General features: G+C 36.3%; 17 protein-coding genes and 1 riboswitch. Of the genes, 10 read left to right on the forward strand and 7 right to left on the reverse strand.

The features are described 5' to 3' along the window. Window positions 1-90: 90 nt before the first annotated feature. Window positions 91-167: riboswitch (cyclic di-GMP riboswitch) on the forward strand. A 157-nt stretch (window positions 168-324) separates the two neighbouring features. Genes G613_RS0110615 through G613_RS0110635 form a run of 5 tightly spaced genes read left to right on the forward strand, consistent with a single transcriptional unit; the run spans window position 325 to window position 8,777 of the window. Continuing rightward, a complete protein-coding gene (locus G613_RS0110615) occupies window positions 325-2,250 on the forward strand; it encodes a dynamin family protein (protein WP_029232613.1) in 1,926 nt (641 codons plus the stop codon). A 1-nt stretch (window position 2,251) separates the two neighbouring features. Beyond that, window positions 2,252-3,676, forward strand: coding sequence for a hypothetical protein (locus tag G613_RS0110620; RefSeq protein ID WP_029232614.1), 1,425 nt, complete (start codon window positions 2,252-2,254; stop codon window positions 3,674-3,676). Continuing rightward, window positions 3,673-6,810 (forward strand): hypothetical protein, encoded by a 3,138-nt coding sequence (locus G613_RS0110625; protein ID WP_029232615.1) that lies wholly within the window; start codon window positions 3,673-3,675, stop codon window positions 6,808-6,810. The genes G613_RS0110620 and G613_RS0110625 overlap by 4 nt, the downstream gene beginning before the upstream one ends. After that, window positions 6,807-7,742, forward strand: a complete 936-nt coding sequence (locus G613_RS0110630; RefSeq protein ID WP_029232616.1) for a hypothetical protein — start codon at window positions 6,807-6,809, stop codon at window positions 7,740-7,742. The genes G613_RS0110625 and G613_RS0110630 overlap by 4 nt, the downstream gene beginning before the upstream one ends. 27 nt (window positions 7,743-7,769) lie before the next feature. Further along, window positions 7,770-8,777, forward strand: coding sequence for a helix-turn-helix transcriptional regulator (locus tag G613_RS0110635; protein ID WP_029232617.1), 1,008 nt, complete (start codon window positions 7,770-7,772; stop codon window positions 8,775-8,777). Here the strand turns inward: G613_RS0110635 and G613_RS0110640 are convergent. After that, window positions 8,774-9,376 carry a hypothetical protein gene (locus G613_RS0110640; RefSeq protein ID WP_155828070.1) on the reverse strand — a complete coding sequence of 201 codons (603 nt, stop codon included), beginning with the start codon at window positions 9,374-9,376 and terminating at the stop codon, window positions 8,774-8,776. The genes G613_RS0110635 and G613_RS0110640 overlap by 4 nt on opposite strands. A 92-nt stretch (window positions 9,377-9,468) precedes the next feature. Between G613_RS0110640 and G613_RS0110645 the strand changes: the two genes are divergently transcribed. From G613_RS0110645 to G613_RS0110665, 5 genes are all read left to right on the forward strand, one after another. Further along, window positions 9,469-10,185 carry a lecithin retinol acyltransferase family protein gene (locus G613_RS0110645; protein ID WP_029232619.1) on the forward strand — a complete coding sequence of 239 codons (717 nt, stop codon included), beginning with the start codon at window positions 9,469-9,471 and terminating at the stop codon, window positions 10,183-10,185. Window positions 10,186-10,201: 16 nt separating this feature from the next. Then, the gene (locus G613_RS20125; RefSeq protein ID WP_029232620.1) at window positions 10,202-10,432 is read left to right on the forward strand and encodes an HTH domain-containing protein; all 231 of its coding nucleotides are present in this window, start codon (window positions 10,202-10,204) and stop codon (window positions 10,430-10,432) included. Window positions 10,433-10,458: 26 nt separating this feature from the next. Continuing rightward, window positions 10,459-11,733: a PcfJ domain-containing protein gene (locus G613_RS0110655; protein ID WP_029232621.1), complete on the forward strand. Its 1,275-nt coding sequence runs from the start codon at window positions 10,459-10,461 to the stop codon at window positions 11,731-11,733. 73 nt (window positions 11,734-11,806) lie between these two features. After that, window positions 11,807-12,670: a hypothetical protein gene (locus G613_RS0110660; protein ID WP_029232622.1), complete on the forward strand. Its 864-nt coding sequence runs from the start codon at window positions 11,807-11,809 to the stop codon at window positions 12,668-12,670. 79 nt (window positions 12,671-12,749) lie between these two features. Next, window positions 12,750-12,938 (forward strand): hypothetical protein, encoded by a 189-nt coding sequence (locus G613_RS0110665; protein ID WP_029232623.1) that lies wholly within the window; start codon window positions 12,750-12,752, stop codon window positions 12,936-12,938. Window positions 12,939-12,941: 3 nt separating this feature from the next. Here G613_RS0110665 and G613_RS0110670 read toward each other — a convergent pair whose 3' ends face one another. The 6 genes from G613_RS0110670 to G613_RS0110695 all read right to left on the reverse strand — a co-directional run bounded on the left by G613_RS0110670 (window position 12,942) and on the right by G613_RS0110695 (window position 17,210). Next, window positions 12,942-13,997, reverse strand: a complete 1,056-nt coding sequence (locus tag G613_RS0110670; protein WP_029232624.1) for a tyrosine-type recombinase/integrase — start codon at window positions 13,995-13,997, stop codon at window positions 12,942-12,944. Window positions 13,998-14,108: 111 nt separating this feature from the next. Then, window positions 14,109-15,008, reverse strand: a complete 900-nt coding sequence (locus G613_RS0110675) for a hypothetical protein (protein ID WP_029232625.1) — start codon at window positions 15,006-15,008, stop codon at window positions 14,109-14,111. Between the two features lie 109 nt (window positions 15,009-15,117). Then, entirely contained in the window at window positions 15,118-15,609 is a 492-nt protein-coding gene (locus tag G613_RS0110680) for a flavodoxin family protein (RefSeq protein ID WP_029232626.1), read from the reverse strand. Continuing rightward, complete coding sequence (locus G613_RS19500; RefSeq protein ID WP_155828072.1) at window positions 15,606-15,749, reverse strand: hypothetical protein; 144 nt, start codon at window positions 15,747-15,749, stop codon at window positions 15,606-15,608. The genes G613_RS0110680 and G613_RS19500 overlap by 4 nt, the downstream gene beginning before the upstream one ends. Before the next feature lie 27 nt (window positions 15,750-15,776). Further along, the gene (locus tag G613_RS0110690; RefSeq protein ID WP_029232627.1) at window positions 15,777-16,658 is read right to left on the reverse strand and encodes a hypothetical protein; all 882 of its coding nucleotides are present in this window, start codon (window positions 16,656-16,658) and stop codon (window positions 15,777-15,779) included. An 18-nt stretch (window positions 16,659-16,676) separates the two neighbouring features. Next, entirely contained in the window at window positions 16,677-17,210 is a 534-nt protein-coding gene (locus tag G613_RS0110695; protein WP_029232628.1) for an RNA 2'-phosphotransferase, read from the reverse strand. Between the last annotated feature and the right edge of the window lie 7 nt (window positions 17,211-17,217).

A 17,217-nucleotide genomic window follows, 5' to 3' on the forward strand; every position in this document is an offset into this window, starting at 1 on the left:
AATAAAAAATGATTATATTACTCTAAAGAAGCGGCTTTGCGGGCTGTGCTGCATTGACACATTTTGTCTATCTCAATAATATTATTCTATAGGAATTCTTGGCAAAGCAGCCGAAAGACTGTGACGCAAAACTATTAGGGCCTTTAACATGGTAGCCAGTTGTTAAAGAATTTTGCACCGTCAGGAATGGCGGTGCTTTTTTGTTTTGGGAGAGAAATTTAACAACCAGAATAGCCAAATCATAAGCGTTACATTTTTTTGCTTTTGCAAATAATTAGAAAAGAATAGTATGGTGCCTTACATACATCGTACGGAAAGGTGAATATGGAAACATCAAAAAAAGATCTATATGGCATTTTCGAGGGATTACTTCAGAAATATGAAGAAAGCGAGACACAGGTAAATTCATGTCTAAAAACGTTACAATCCGAACACATTGGAAAGGTGGATTTTTCTGAGCAGAAACGCACCATAAAACAGCAAATGGCAACTGCACAAAACAAGTTTACTATTGCCACTATAGGTATGTTTAAGGCTGGAAAGTCAACAACATTAAATACTTTATTGAATTTACAAGGTGAAACGGGATTAAGTTGTGAGTTTGAACCAGATACTGCAAAAGCAATACGAATAATGAAAAAGTCTGAAAATCAAAATTTTGATGCGGAAGTAGTTTACAGAGATGGTGCGGATTATAAAGATGAAAAAATGAGCTGGAGCGAAGCAAAAAAATACACTAGTCAAGTCGCGTTAAATGATAACCCTAGCTTAAAGCGTAAGGCAGAGCAAATCTCAGAAGTTCGATACTATATTGATTCAGACATTCTGGATTTATGCGATTTTTTAGATTTACCGGGACTCGGAGTGAATCCAAAACATGATCGGGTGACAATAGAGAAAAGTAATGAATGTGATGCTGTGTTTTGGATTGTATCAAATACCGAGGAGGTAAATAAGGACACTTTGTCACAATTGCAGTTGATAAAGCAAAAAATGATTCCAATTATTAATGTTTGGTACAACAGCGACACTAAGAAAATTGTTGGTGATTTTAGCTATGATGAAATGAAGGATATTCTCCTGAATAATTATAAAGCATATATTGGTGAGAATACTAGAATTATGAAGTATTGTGCCAAAGCTATAGAAATGGCTTTGGATAAAATTGCTGATGGAGTAGAAAAGGAAGACGCGTTCGAAGACAATATTGATGATGCTTGGGGATATGATGCAATGCAAGAATGTCTTCATGATTTGGTTTATGGTGGAGACGCTGATTTAGAGGAGGAAAAAAAGGAAAGACTAATTAGCAATGTGCTAGGTGCATGTTCAGATATGGACCAAAAATTGGATGGTACGATTTCTGAAATAAAGAATGTAAATAATAAGTTAGATAATCAAGTACGTTCAAATGAGTTGATAAAAAAGAAAATATCAAAAGCATATCATTCAAATCAAATCGAACTGAAAGAGATAGCAAGTAATTCAGTGGACGAAATAATTCAAAGAATTAACGAAGCATGCGAACTGTTTATTGATGCAAAAATGTCTAGCTTAAAGATAGGAGTAGCACTTAAAGCTTTATCTCAAAAGGGGAAAAAACAGCTACAAGAAGAATATAGACGTGAGTATATTTCAAAATATCTGGAGATTGATAATTTTGAAAAAGGAGGAACATGGATTAATTCTGTTATGAACGAGTTTAAGGATGACCTGACCTCAATTTTTGAAAATGAGTATTCTAAAGCCGGGTTAGATATGGATGATCTGGAAGGAAATCTTGATAATAAAGTTCGATTAGATTTGAAGTTTTTTGATGCAATTGGAGAAAACATGAGTATTGCTTTTGAGCAAATCTGCAAAGAGTTTTTGCCAACAATTGTTGCAGGGATACTTCTTTATATTCCAGGACATCAGATAGTGGATCTTTTGCTGATGCTCGGGTCACTAACTGGTATAAAGAATGGTAGTGGTGAAAGCAAGCTTGAGAGACGTGTTAAAGAAACTAAAAGACGAGCTAGACTCTCAGTGTCGTTTCAAAGGGTTAAGCTTACAGATTATTTCAAGCAACTAGGCAGAAGCTACAACGAATCATATCGGAATAAAATTAATGAGCAACTCAATTTAAAAAACGAGCAAATTGATCAACTTATAGCCGCTACTGAGGAAATCTTTACAATTCAAGAATGTTTAGATGAATATCATAAGCAGTGTAGAGAAAGTCTCCTAAACACTGATGAAGGAGTCTGATATGAGTGATAAAAGAGATGTTTTGTTAGAAAATAGGAATATTCTGTCTGATAAGCTAGTCAGCAGAATTAATGCTTTTCTGAATTATGAGGATTCATCAAGCGTAAGAATTGTTGCTATTAGCAATGAAGAAAAGCTTAAGGCAAAGGCTTGTTCGGCATTAGAATCTGAATCAAGTTTTATTGTTGAAGGGTATGCAACTTCGCAGACTGAGGTGGAGGTATATGATTTACTTTTGGCGGATTACATCGTGGTGCATACCGCTGCGCTCAGAATGGCTCCGTTACAATTGGTTAATGCGTTAAGGTTAGTTGGCAGATTTAATAAAAAAGCATTTGTTATAGTTGATAAATGGGATATGCTGACCCCGACAAAAGAGAATATTGAAAAGGTTAGGAAAAATGCAATAAAGGAATTCTCTATGCTAAATATTGTTGGTATCTATAATGTTGGGGAAAGCAAAGATTTAGGTCTGGAGACAATAGAAGAAGTAATTGGGAAAATCCAGGCATGTGTTGCGACGGTTGGTGAACAAGTAAAAGGACAACAAGTGGATAAAATCTATGAGTTCTATTTGGATGCTGTTAAATCAGAGTATCTAAATGTGAAGGGACAAGCAGATGAAGTTAGAGCTAAAATTGAAAGCTATATTACAAGTGTAGATAGTTTTCACTCTGCTAATAGCGTAAAGATAAAGAGCGTTAGTTCTGAATTGAACATGTATTCACAAGATCTATATACTAAATGGAATTTGATTAGTATTGAAGAGTGTGTAGGAGATATGTCTTACGATGACGTAGATGGATTGCGTAAGCATATTTTGAATGAATATGTACAGCGTGTTATGAAAGATTACTCTGTAATAACCAAAACGGTATTAGATAATTATAAGAGAAGATTGGGTGCTATTAGAGAAAAGGTATTAGAAGAATTGTATCAAATCATCGATAAGATAGAAGGACTTAAATACACTAGCGATGAGTTGGTAGAGAAGTTTAGAAGAGATGTTGATGAATTAGAAACAATAGACAATATCATGAATGATATTCAAAGTGTAGCTAATGAGAGCATGGCAGAATTGGAAAGGAAAGTAAAACAAATTGCCTCAAAGACATTTGATGAAGAAACACTCCAAGCTACTGTTAGGAAAAAAATAGAAGAGCTAATATCAATGATCAAATCTGAGGGTGAGGAAGACAGCGTATCACAAAATATAATGGGGGAGGCTTCAATACGTAAGTATTATGCGGATATTCTAGAAAAGTGTACTACCCAACTGTTTTCTACAGTAGACGAATTTGTTTCTGTATTAAAACAAAATTTAAATAAAAAATCTGAGAATATTTTTGATACATATTACACATTGTTAGGGAAGGACCTTTCTGAAATAGAGACAGCTGTTGAAAAGGAATACATTGTTTTATGATTGACGGATTGACAGAATATGAATCATTAGTAGCTGAGGTTGAACAGAATCAGGACTTTGCTGATTGGACAAGAACTAAGATTGGTATTGGATATGATCGTTTGAATTATGGAATAGATGATCGTCTCATGGCAAAAATGGGACGATCATCTAAAAATACTGCCTTTTATAGAAATCATATTTATGGCAACAAGAACGATTATAGCTTAATAATTTGTGATGAAAATGATATTTCTAGTGACGATAAATCAAAGCTGTTATATAAAAAGGCTAATACGAAATGTTTGTTTATTATAATGGTGTGCCCTACAAAAATGTTAAAAGAAGTACATGATGTCCATGATATTCCTAGTATTATACGCGAAAAAAGTGAAATATCTGGATTCCCTGTAGGGATAACTACTGAGAGCAGTTTTGCACAGCATATCAAGCGATACATGAGCTTGATAGAAAAATATGTAATGGTAAAGCATATTTCATTCCAAATTGAAAGTAGAATAAATTCGCTGGAAAGCGTATTAGCAAGCCTTGCTAATAACGATAGTGATTTGTTCCAAAAAATGTACATATGGTGGAGTGTACAGTCTATAAAAAAGAGTTTAAAGAAACTATATGATTTAGGGCAGGAGTGTGAAGCTGTCCTTAAGAAATTAGAAGCAGATTATTATAGATATTCAATAGATTGTAAGAGTGAAATTGCGGAAGAAATTTTTCATAAGGCTAATGTGGGTGATTGGGCTGCTGATATTGCATTCAAGTATGGAGGAATTCAAAATTTATTCAGCGAAAGCTTAAACGTTTTGAAAGATAGTCAATGCTCGGAAGATGATGCATTTAAATTGACTGTTAGTAACTGTATTACAAGGTTGGATGAGAAACCACAAGTTGCCTTTGTCGGAAACTTTTCATCTGGTAAAACATCATTTATTAATTGGATATTATCCATGGAAGGAAATAGGCAATTACGAACATCTGGTAAGCATAACACTGCCATTCTCACGTCTGTAAAATACGGGAATCCAGAAAGGGTTGTCGTGGAGTATAAAAAATCTCCAGATTTATTTCAGTGGAAATTGTTAGATGTGGAATATGAAAAGCAATTTGCAGATTATTATAGGGGAGAAAAAAAAGCAATTGTAACAGCAGTTGATGATGAAAAAAGAATTGTAAAGTATAGGTATCAAGGAAAAAGTAAATATATAGTATTACAGAATAAGTCAGATCGAATCCTTGTTAAAAAGAATGATGTATTAAGACATGGTATGCAACTTACAGAGGGAGCAAGAGACCATGTTGACATGCCAAAACCCAATGCAAATATAAAACTATGTAATGTAGAAGAATATAAAGAAATTATTAAGTCCATAAATAATCAATCGTTAACAAATTGTACGTTGATAATATCATATGTTAGTCAGAAAAACGTGAAACAGAGACTTGGTGCGGAAACCAAAACTATTGAAAAGAATGCTAGCTATGAAATACTAAAGTTTTTATCTTTGCTAGAGAGCATAAGTTCCGAGATTGGTACGAATATAAGTTTTAATAAGCTAGAAGAAAATGGAGGATGGTCGCATAATGAAGTTTTCAACTTCCCTGAAAACGTAAATTTTATCTATGATGTAGTGATAAAAGGTGAGTGTAACTTTGGGGATACAAAAGAAGAATTAAATGAAAAAACATGGATTAAATATGGTGGTTCGGGCAAAGAAGGAGAAAATGTCTTTACAGAAACACCTAAGTGCTATTTATATGCTAGCCAGATAACTTATTATTTAAACAAAGGTTTTTTAAACTATTCTGATATCATTGATACTCCTGGTTTGGGCTCAGTGAGTGGTGAACATGATGCAATTACGGAAAGATATATAAGAAAGAACGTTAGCAATCTGCTAGTTATGATACGAATAGATAAAAACGGGAAGGATAGAAAAAAAAGAAAGTTTATAATTGACATCTCTTCAATATATGATGACTCAAATAGGGATAAAAATACTGTATTCTTCGTGTGTAATATTTGGAGCAAAGATTATGGGACCAGCGATTTAAGGGAATTAGAAAGAATATGCGATTATTATTACAACGATATTATAGAATATGGATTTAGCAAAGATAATTTCTATGTTATAGATATTCTAAAAATGCAAGCTGGCTATAAAAATGATGAAATATTTAAGAGATATCAATCTGCTGAAGTTTTTAGGGGGAACTTTATTGAACGCATTGCAAATGATGGGATTAAACAACAATTAAAGAAAATAGACAATGAAATAGTTAATCTATTTATCATGCAAATAAAAACCTATGAGAAAATAATTTCTGAAATACGTGGGAATGCTTTAGAAAAAGAGATAAAAATAGAAAAATTAAATTTAGCGCGAAAGCATATTAATAAAATTGAGTTTAAAAAGACATTTGAAGAATTGTTCTTCGAAAATGAAGTTTTACAGTATCTTTCTGATTTATCAAGTCAAATTCGAAATCTATCTTATAGGCATGAATGGATTAAATTTGCATCAGAAGTACTCGTTAAGAATTATGGAGATGATAATTCAAAAGATGAGCTTGATGCGATAGAGTCATTATGTACAGATCCGGATGATGTTAGTAAATTTGAGGATAAAATAGCTACCTATTATGTTTTGCTAATTGAAAAGATTAAAAGAATCATAGTGTCTGATCTTGATTATGATAATACTCATCCAATCTGTGTATACATAGAAAATGAAAAAAGTGAGATTCGCTATATTGGAATGGGGTCTTTTCCTTTTAATGATTTTAAAAAAAGGATTAAGGCTCAACGTGATCATTTTGAGAGCATAATCCGTTTTATTCACAACACAAAAGTTAGCAAAAGAGATGCAGAGGAGATTTCGAATTATATTGATCAACAGATTGAGAAATGCCGACAGGAAAACCTGAAAAACTATAATCTTCTTATTGGAAAATTTAACGATATTAAAAATGCAGCACTAAGTAATATTTGCAAGCAGATAGATAGTTTTTCGGTTGATTCAGATGAAGGCTTACTAGTATGTAAATACGAGGACAATATTCGCGAATTAACCAGCTTACAAGATAAATGGACAAGAACGATTAGTAATACTGTACTAATGAAGGAGATTTTAGCATGAATGATTCGGTTGAAAACATGGTTCAAAAGATAAAACAAGATGCAAAAAAGAGTGAAGAGTCATTCCTTCAAGAAGTTGATAGTGCGGTTAGGAGTGCAATAGCAGAGAATATAGATAACGCAAATTTTCAAGATTCTGTAAAAGCTTTGAAAGAAAATGCTGAAGAACTAGGGCAATTGAAGAATATCCCAGATATCATAAGGACAAATAACGAGAGCTGGCAGAATATTAAAGATATAAAGGCATCAGAAGAACAAACAGCAAATGAAATACAATTCATTAAGAATACTTTAAAACCTGAAGATGTCACTGATTTTAAAGCAAAAATGAAAGGAATTAGTGATAAAAATGAAAGTATTCTTGAAAAGGTTCAGAAGCTTGAAAGTACTTTGACTCCTAAAGATATTATAGACATAAAAACAAATTTGGATACCTTAGATAGCACAATTAAAGGAATAAGTGCTTCTGAAACTGACATTATTGCTAACATTAAGACTTTAAAAGATGTTATAAAAGCAGAAGATATAGCAAGCATTTTAACTAAGTTAAATGGAATAAGTGAAAGCAATGAGTCTGCATCAGAGATAATAAAGTCGATCCAAACATGTGTTATATCGGAAAATGAGACTAGTGTTAAGTCAATATTATTAAAATTAGAAGAGTTAGAAAGTGAAAAGTTTTCAAGCATCATAGTGACGCTGAACGATATAAAAAGTAATGTTGCTGAACTTGAGGCAAGACAAGATGCGTCTACAAGGATAGAAGAATTACAAAAGAAGACAGAAGAGATTTGTGACACAGTTAATAATATACATGATAAAAATGATGAAAGACTAGATAGAATAAGCAAAATAACGCAATGGGGATTATATTTGAATATGGTTTCTATTATAGGTATTATCGTTTTGCTTATTTTAAGGTTTTTGGGGTAAGCGTTAGCTAAAGGGGTTGTAAGAAATATGGATAAAGAATCAAAGAATTTAAGGACTTTAGACATGTATGTTCGCTTATGTGAGGGTAAAGTTCTTAATAAACATGAAGAAGCTCTTCGATTCGGTGTTGATGAGCGTTCTATTCAGCGCGATCTAAATGGTATACGCGAATATCTTGCTGACCATGCTGGCGAATCAAAGGGTATACGCGAAATAGTTTATGGCCGCTCTAAAGAAGGTTTTGTCATGACTGGTTCTGATGGATCTCTTATGTCAAATGACGAGATACTTGCGGTTAGTAAAATTTTGCTCGAGAGTAGGGCTTTTACAAAAAAGGAAATCAGCGTCATCCTTGATAAGCTTATATCGGGTTGTGTACCACAAAAGAACATAAAACTAGTCTCAGATCTTGTTTCTAACGAGAAATACCATTATGTAGAGCTTCATCATAAATCTACTGTTAAAGATAAGCTTTGGGCATTAGGAGAAGAGATAAAGCAGACAAATCTTCTCGAAATAACTTATGCAAAGCAGATTGCATCAAAAGAAGTGGTAACTCGTATCATTCAACCACTTGCTATCATTTTTTCTGAGTATTATTTCTATCTTAATGCTTTTATTGTAGAGAAAAATGATGATGGAGAGTATATAAAGAAGTATGATTATCCTGCCATTTTCCGCATAGATAGAATAAATAATTACCGCGAGATAGGAGAGAAGTTTGCTATCATATATTCCAATCGGTTTGAAGAGGGTGAGTTTAGAAAAAAAGTTCAGTTCATGTTTCCGGGTAAGCTAATGCGTCTTCAGTTTAAGTATACTGGACGAAGTTTAGAAGCAATATTGGATAGATTACCAACCGCAAAGGTCGTTTCTGAAGACGGGGAATCTAGTTTGATAGAGGCGGAAGTATATGGCAAAGGTATCATTATGTGGCTTTTGAGCCAGGGACGTTCTATAGAGATTGTTCGCCCTAAAGAGATGAGAGAGGAATTTAAACAAATATTGGAAGACATGCTTTCAATGTATAATTAATCGGTTTTTTTCGTTTCTTCTACGTCCTCCGACAGTAATGGCCCAATAATTTCTGTTAAACCAGGGAGATACTCCACATAAGTATTGTGAGCGGAATTATAATATGTAAAAGCCCGGATATTTACATCATGTGTAAGTTCTTCCAAAGCTGTATCAAGACCTGATGTATGATATAGTTCTTTGTAGTAACTAATTGGAAAAAGCCTGTAATAATCATGGTTATCCAACAATTCTTTTGCCAACGTAGATTCAAAAGAATCGTTGCTCTCGCGCATAAACAGATTTATTTTAGAATATGCTTGAAGCAGTTTTGCTATGGCTTGATAGTCATCCATACCGTCTGTATAAAGCTCGATTGCTTCATCTATATGCTGCATGTAATAATTCAAAGTAAAAGAAACAATTGAAGTCTCTGATTCTGAATCAAACAGATCAGAGGCTTTTTTGTATGCCTGATTTATGATCTCCGAAGAATTTGTCTCGCTGGCATAGTCATTCCGGGAGATAGTAAACTCGGAAGCTGGCTTTTCGCTCAGAGTATTACTTATTTTTTGTGATATTAGGCTGTTGTTTTTCATATCTGTATTATATTTTTTCACCTGGACATTATACGTCTTGGATTGATGATATATTTGCCTTACCACTGAAACAACATAAGCTAATAATTTAATTGTGGGAAGGAGTACTATAGATGGTTCTGAGCAACATTCCAATAAAAGTCATGGACAATGAAATAATGTGGGACACCTTACAAAGTGATAAAGGTTGGAAGTTAGAGCAAAACATTATAACAAGTCATGCGCGGATATTAAATCCAGAGGATATCAGGCTTGCTTGGGGTAGTGTTCAGGATATGACGGAAGCCTTTGATCGATTTGTAAAGCCATGGAAGGGATGTAAAAAGGGTGACATCATTGCAGTTCAAAGAATTGGCGGTGTTTACTCACATTATGCCGTGTACATAGGATACGGTAAAGTTATTCATTACGGAATGGATACTACAGCGGATGATAAAAGCAGATGGATATGTACTATTCATAAGGCTGACTTTTCAGAATTTCTCGGACCAGATACTTGTTATGAAGTTTTGAGTTTTCCTGAGGATGGCTCCGATCCTATCCATAAAAGCATAAATCTCTTTTCACAAAATGGAACCCTTAACTTCCGCAGTACCTTTCAAATTTTTCCAGAGCTCAAGGCGATGCTAAGGCATCTGAAAGGATATCATCTGTATTCTGCAAAAGAAACTGTAGATCGTGCCTATATTCGACTTGGAGAGGATGAATACAGCCTGGCATTCAACAATTGTGAACATTTTGCTTTGTGGTGCAAAACAGGGCTGCGTGAGTCGTCGCAAGTAGATGATTTTTGGAAAAAGTTTTGGGTAGGACGAAGAATTTTAGTATAAAAAGAGGAGTTTAATCATGCCAAAGTCAACAGAAAAAGCCGCGAGACTATTATGTATAAACGAGTATCTGAGGAGCGGGAAACAGATTAATCTTCAATCACTTGCAACTGAATTCCAGGTTAGTAAACGCACAATACAGCGTGATTTGGATGATATTAAAGCTTTCTATGCAAACCAGATTGTTCGAGATGAATCTTACAAAAGTGTCTATTTTGACAATAAAACTAATACATATAGACTTAAATGAGCGTTTTGTGGCATGAGGAAAAGAGTATGTTAGATGTACTATCAAGAGAAAACACCTGGATCGCTCCAAAATTGAGTGAACAAGATATCCTGAAAGCCACTGCAGAAGCAAGAAGAATCAATGAGAGAGTAGCACTGCTTACGTTTATAACGATAGAACCTTACATTGACCTGTTTCTTGTGGAGATAATTGATCCAGAAGACAAGATATTTAATGTCTCTAGATTTACATTTCATGAAGGATTATCTTGGAGTCCAGAAGAAGAGGAACAGTTTGAGAAGAAATGCCTGAAAAGTGAGTATCCACTGCGCTTTAGCTCTGCCGACTTTGATCATATATACAAGTACTATTCAGAAGCACACCCGCAGTGGCACTTAAAAAGATATTACACTCACGAGATGCGTCTTTTAGATCATATCCACCACTGCATGACTCAGAACACAATCAAAGAGCTTCTGTATAAGTCCGGCGTTGATGAGTTGGCCGTGAGAGTTCCCGAAGCCCATGAAATCAATCTTTTGGCGACTAATCCATCGGAAATCTATGATCATGTTCCCATGCGAGTCATCAGAGCAGTGAATACTGAGTACGGCGCCGAGTTACTGGCAAACAAAGAATACCGGGAATATCTAAAACAGTTGAATAACCAGTATCCTGATATCTTCAAAGATCCTTTAAACGATGCCCAATGCGAGTATCTTTTGCGACTGAAAAAAGGAAATCTGACTAATCCAGAAATATATAGGCTATTCTTATCGAAGAAGCCAAAGCTTACCAACATCTGGATCCATGCACAGTTTTTGAGATTTATGTATTCTGAGACAGCGCAGAAAACGCTTAATGAAAGAGCTAAAGCGCTTGTAAAGGTTGATCCATTCTACACAGCATATCTGCCCAAGTTGGATCCTTCAAAGATTTCAGAACTTCTTCATTATCTGACTTCTTATAGAAAGGACCTGGATAAGGATATTCGAAGGTCTAATAGAAAAAGAGATTACAAATGGCAGGAACGCTATGATGGCTATGTTATCCGGTATCCTCAGACAATAAATGATTTTTGCAAAGAATCTATCTACATGAGTAATTGCCTCATGACCTATCTTGAGGCTTATATCGAAAATGATACAACCATTATGTTCCTAAGAAGAGAAGAGAACATATATGAGCCCTTCATTACTCTTGAAATCTATGAACAAGAGCTTACTCAAGCCTATCACAGATTTAATACTGAGTGCTCAGAAGAAGAGTGGCAGTGGATAAGAGAGTTCTGCTTTAGGCACGACATAAATTGTGACTTCTAAGGCTGGACATAATATGTCTTTTCCGTTTTGTAATATGTATTCATGGGAATCTATTATAATCAGGGAGAATGCGATGATATTAGACGTGGGTTTTACGACCACTAAAATATTAGTGGTTGGTTTTGGGGAAGTAGGTAAGAAGATAACAGATAAGATACAACAGGATGATCTAGTCGACGTTGACACTGTTTTTGTAAATTCTGGGAAGATTGTTCTTAGACTAAATCAGATGTGGAACCCTGATAATTTCAATGGGGCAGAAATGATTATTATCGTTTTTGATTCCGCCGAAGATAATGAGGGACTGGCATATATTGCTGCAAGCGCCAAAGAAAAGGGTATTCTTGTATTGGGTATGGGAACAAAATCTTTTTTTCCAAATAAAGATGAGGACAGAGCTTGTACTGAAGCTATTTCTTGTGGTATTGATGCTCTGAACATTTTTTATAGGGATAAAACAGTAGAGTATTATTCCAGGAAACAATGCATAAGCAAAAAGTATTCTGCCGAGAGGACCATAATTGGATCGATACAGCAGATTGTTCTCATGATGAATGTTCCAAATGTGATAAACATCGACATTGAGGATTTCCGTAATTTCCTAAGAAAAGCGGGCATTATTCAAATAGGAAATGGTTATGGAGTCGGTGATAATAAGGCCGATGATGCAGTGCGCATGGCTTTGGATTCATGTTCTCATGCTCCGGATATCCGTACAGCAACAAGGTGGATTTGTGCGGTGTTTGGTGACATAACACTTACAGACGCGTCAGATATCTGTGAATCTATAAGAAGCTTTTCCGGTGAAGATAATGATATTATTTTCGGTGTAAGCTATGACGACAGTCTGGAAGACGTGTGCTATGTTACAATCATTGCTGCGGATTTTGTTGATTCAAGAGTTAGTCGAAAACAGGTTTCGTTAGACATTCAATAATCTTTAAAAGCAATCTCAAGATTGCCTAAGAATTTAGTATATTGCTGATGTGGCGCTTAATAATTGGGGAGGTACGATTTTGGTTTTAGAAGAAGCAAGTGATTTTGTTAAATTCATGATTGATATAAATAATCATTATTCATATGAATTTATCCACATGATTGATAATGTTATTAAAACCGGAGAATATCCAGACGGAATTAGTAAGAAAGAACGACGAAGAATAGAGCATATCATAAAGGTATATAATTCCGGACTGGCTAACTAATTCTTATTTGTTCCTCCAGTTCCTCGACTCTTTAACCGCTTCTTCTTTGTCGCTGGCTCTGGCATAGATGTTTGTAGCAGCCATAGACTTATGGCCCATGCGCTGCTGAAGGACCAGGATATTTTTTTCATGCTTATAAAACTCCATGGCGAAGCTGGAGCGGAGCTTGTGAACGCTGATATCGCTGCGGTTCAGGGATGCTTTGACGTACTTTTTCAGCATCTGCTGAATCTCACGGATGGAGAGCCTAGTGCCCTCCAGAGTAATAAAGAGAGGAGTGCCTTCCTTGAACTTCTCACCTTTTATCTCACGTGAATCCAGGTATGCCCTAAGATAATCTTTGGATTCATCGGAAAAATAAACCTTACTGGTGTTGTTGCTTCTTTTGTGACCTTTTCTAAGGGCATTAACATAGCACTCGTTTTTCTCTGGGTGATAAGGATTCTCGAAGATCACCACGTCATCCACATCAAGAGCCTGCAGCTCGGAAACTCTAAGTCCGGTATCGAGGAAAAGAAATACAATCGCCAGGTCACGTTCTTTATATTTTTCATGATAAGCCTGTTGTTTTGGGGTCAGACCGGTTCCATTCTTAATGCAATCCAGAAGTACGTTCTGCTCATCAAAGGTCAGATATGTTACAGTCTCCGGCAGATCAATATTAATTGATGATGAACCTGAAACCGGATTATATTCGAGCTTTCTTTCCGTATTAATAAGATACTCAAAAAGCACAGATATAGAAGTCCTGCGTCTGGCCAGAGTTTTGTCTTTGAGATGCTGGTTTTCAGTCATCCAGCTTACAAAGTTATCTATATCCACAGCTGTGATCATCTTAAGATCATCTAGTGATAGCTCTTTTACCGATTTATCAGGGAAGTAACTATAGAAATTGACTGCATACTCAAAGAAATACTTAAGATCCAGCGCATAATTCAACTTTGTAAGTACAGATCTGTTGGCAGATCCAAAGTAAAAGAAATTGTTGGTGAACTCCGGGAGCTCCGCTAATACAGCATACAGCTTTTCTGAATTGGTCTTGGCAACTGGCTTTTCCATGATAAATACCTCGATTTAAACGTCTATACCTATATTCTACCATCTGGCAGCCGCACTTTCAAATATAACTTAAATTATACGCATACGAACAGATGTTCCTACGCCCTCCACTCAGATACGTTTTATCTCATAGCTGAACCTCAGCCCGGTTCTTGCATGCTTTGAAATGCTGTAAAGAGACAGAAATTCTGTTGGCACTCCAAAACGCTGGTACCGCCTGTCTTCGCCTATTGCTTCAAGAACTCTCTTGTTGAAGTCGTAAAGGTTTTCCCTGATAAACTCATCAAAGTCAGTAAATGTGAGGGTACTCCTTAATAGGATCTCAACATTTATAAAGTCAAAGGTCTTGGTGTTTTTGTTGCCTGTCTGCCTTACAATATCAGGCTTAGATATCGTAATGATCGGATCATTCATATCATAGCCTGCAAAATAGGTCGTATCGACAGGAGGAAATGAAAACCGGTCCGGGTCATGCTCAAACATCTCAAGCGCAGTATCAAAGTCTGTTACATTAAGGTCGTCAATAATGACCTTAAGGAACTTTGAAAACATATAGCGCCTCCTGCCTCCGGGTACTGACAGTTTCCTTCGTAGTGACATATACCTTTCCTGATAATTGTCATCCGTAAGGCGCCAGTATATCCTTGGCCCTTTATCCTCTCTATCGTATCTCCAGATGCCTCTATAATCCTTATAGTAGCTTGTAAACCCCTTGGAAGAATAATCTTCGTATATCCTTGTTGCGCTTTTTTCCAGCAATTCATCAAGATGATCCTGTAAGTAAGCTTCCGCCTTTTTTTCTGCATCCGCCCAGTTAGCATGCTCATCCAGATAATAAATGTCTATGAAAACCCGCTTTGCATCAAACTTGTCCCAGAATGATGGCCAAAACGGTCTTCTGTATGTTTCTGGGTTCACCGGAAACTCTAATATATATTCCCTGCCATCATACTCATAAGTTCCGCTTGCAGTAGCATATTTTCTATATTTGTTTATATCTATTTCAAACATAGGTATTGAACACCTCAAAATAAATATCTTTTCAAAAAGCTCTGTATTGCGTTTTCAGAATTCAAAAGTGAATAATTCCACCCTGAAAGCCAAAATCTTTTAACGATTTTTAATTGTTTTGAAGCTTCTTGCAAAATGTGTTAATGGTAAGGTCATTTTGCTCTGATGGTTTAGTCTTAGGATCGATAAGAATGATGTTGGCATAGAACTCATCTATTCCGATGAAGTCTCGAAGTTTTGCAAAAGCTTTTTCAGCACCGGCTCCGCTCTGGCATGCAAAAGCAGATATTCTCTTTCCGCTAAGTGCTGCCTTGTTCTCTTTTACAAAAGTCCTGATAGGCGGAGTAAAGGTTCCAGCCCATACAGGGAATCCAATTACTACCTGATCATATTCTGAAAGGTCTACATTATATGGCTCAAGTTCAGGTGTCTCTGCCATTACAGCGCTCTTGCCACCCCAAAAGAACTTTGAAAAGCCTTTATCTGAATAGGCTTTCTTTGGAACAAGCTTTAATACATCTGCAGAAAGCTTGCTTGAAATAGTATTTGCAACAGATTCAGTATTTCCCTCAAGTGAATAATAGACAATGATTGTTTTCATTTCTTTTCCTTCTCCTTTAACATAGCATCCCGTATTGCCATGGCAATGACTTCGTCTGGAGCTTTCTTAATAGCTTCAGCCTTGGGATTCTCTTTTATTTTGATCTCAGATTTTGTAGTAGTTGCAGGTAAATTCTTCATCGCGCTCCTATCAGGCGTAAAACCACTTTATGTGATTCCATCTATCCAAACAGTATCTCGGGGCTTGCCTTCCTTAATCCAGCGAAGGATCACATCGGGAGTTGCATAAATGCAGGGCTCATCTCCATCAAGCACAGCATCAGCATTAGGATCTTCGTTTCCATAAGTTGATTCACACTCAGAATCGTACAACCAATAAGGATTGGCATGGCATCTGAAGATCAGCCGCTCCAGAAGCAGATCTTCCACAGGCGACTCCTCTTCTTCGCTTCGGGAATACCATTTTTCTACCTTCTCAGCCTCTGTATATTTGTTAATCGGATATTCGAGGAACTTGGCAAAATCCCTCTGTGTCATAGGCTTGCCATCTGACGCTTTAATCCCCTTCCTGATACGTACAATCTTCTCGTGGACAGAGGCTACATAGTCATACAGATACGGCTCATCTTCCTCTTCTTCCTTTTTTGCCAGCCGCCTCTTCCATTCCTCATCGAACTGTTTGTATTCCTTCTCCTGCTTTTTGTGGCCAAACTCGCCCAGTGCTTCATACTCTTTTTGATTGTAAAAATGAGCACCTTTAGAACCAATAGCTTTTATCAGGGTCATTCTGGCATTTTTATAAAGAGAAGGGGTAAGACCTTCAGCCTTTATCCGCTCTACATACATTTCAAGGTCCTGGCGATCGAACCTGGCATGATATTCGGAGTGTTGAATTCTCTCCTCTACAGGCATCGCCGGAGTATCCCATCCATAGCAGGTATAATAAGGATTACGTCTTGCGCACTCATTCAAATAATGCTCGCTCAAAGCAGCTGGATCAAATGAATCCAGAACCCCCATCCAATCTACGCCTTCAGTCATTTCTTTCGGCGGTAGATTTTTTACCATATCCTCTGTCTTAATCCCCATATCAGCCTTTCCCCTTACTCAGATCTTTTCAAGATACTTCACCGGTACACTTTTTGTCAGCCAGACTTTATTTGCTGACAGGAAGAATTCATAACCATCTTTTGTCATCTCTCCCGCTTTGACCTTATAGATGACAGGCTTGCCATGGCGAGAGCCAACAGTGACAGCAGTGTCATAGTCTTTAGAAAGATGCACATACAGCCTGGATTTCGGAATAAGGCCTTCTCTATCTATGGATTCCTCAAATTTTACTGCACTACCATGATATAAGATGTCCGGTGGAGTTGCTTTCTCAAGCTCTACATCTACTGGGATGGAATGTCCCTGGTTAGCCCTGATCAGAGTTTTATCTTCATTAAAAGAGTATCTCTGCTTGTTGTCAGTTCTGACAATCTCTTCAAGCATTTCCATGTTGAAATCATGATCCTTTGAAATACCCACTATGAGCTCGTCGACATTTGCCCAGCCGTGTTCATCAAGTGTAATTCCTATTGCTTCAGGCTTGTGCCTGAGTATAAGCGCTATATATTTACTGATCTCTGTTAGACCCATTTTTCTG

It is taken from the genome of Butyrivibrio sp. VCB2006 (genome assembly GCF_000420945.1).
GTDB lineage: Bacteria > Bacillota > Clostridia > Lachnospirales > Lachnospiraceae > Butyrivibrio.

Excerpts from the sequence above, each read along its gene's own strand:
- G613_RS0110615 (WP_029232613.1), top strand. The coding sequence starts at position 325 with ATGGAAACATCAAAAAAAGATCTATATGGCATTTTCGAGGGATTACTT.
- G613_RS0110620 (WP_029232614.1), top strand. The coding sequence starts at position 2,252 with ATGAGTGATAAAAGAGATGTTTTGTTAGAAAATAGGAATATTCTGTCT.
- G613_RS0110645 (WP_029232619.1), top strand. The coding sequence starts at position 9,469 with ATGGTTCTGAGCAACATTCCAATAAAAGTCATGGACAATGAAATAATG.
- G613_RS0110690 (WP_029232627.1), bottom strand. The coding sequence starts at position 16,658 with ATGGGGATTAAGACAGAGGATATGGTAAAAAATCTACCGCCGAAAGAA.
- G613_RS0110680 (WP_029232626.1), bottom strand. The coding sequence starts at position 15,609 with ATGAAAACAATCATTGTCTATTATTCACTTGAGGGAAATACTGAATCT.
- G613_RS20125 (WP_029232620.1), top strand. The coding sequence starts at position 10,202 with ATGCCAAAGTCAACAGAAAAAGCCGCGAGACTATTATGTATAAACGAG.
- G613_RS0110655 (WP_029232621.1), top strand. The coding sequence starts at position 10,459 with ATGTTAGATGTACTATCAAGAGAAAACACCTGGATCGCTCCAAAATTG.
- G613_RS0110625 (WP_029232615.1), top strand. The coding sequence starts at position 3,673 with ATGATTGACGGATTGACAGAATATGAATCATTAGTAGCTGAGGTTGAA.
- G613_RS0110695 (WP_029232628.1), bottom strand. The coding sequence starts at position 17,210 with ATGGGTCTAACAGAGATCAGTAAATATATAGCGCTTATACTCAGGCAC.
- G613_RS0110675 (WP_029232625.1), bottom strand. The coding sequence starts at position 15,008 with ATGTTTGAAATAGATATAAACAAATATAGAAAATATGCTACTGCAAGC.
- G613_RS19500 (WP_155828072.1), bottom strand. The coding sequence starts at position 15,749 with ATGAAGAATTTACCTGCAACTACTACAAAATCTGAGATCAAAATAAAA.
- G613_RS0110630 (WP_029232616.1), top strand. The coding sequence starts at position 6,807 with ATGAATGATTCGGTTGAAAACATGGTTCAAAAGATAAAACAAGATGCA.
- G613_RS0110660 (WP_029232622.1), top strand. The coding sequence starts at position 11,807 with ATGATATTAGACGTGGGTTTTACGACCACTAAAATATTAGTGGTTGGT.
- G613_RS0110670 (WP_029232624.1), bottom strand. The coding sequence starts at position 13,997 with ATGGAAAAGCCAGTTGCCAAGACCAATTCAGAAAAGCTGTATGCTGTA.
- G613_RS0110635 (WP_029232617.1), top strand. The coding sequence starts at position 7,770 with ATGGATAAAGAATCAAAGAATTTAAGGACTTTAGACATGTATGTTCGC.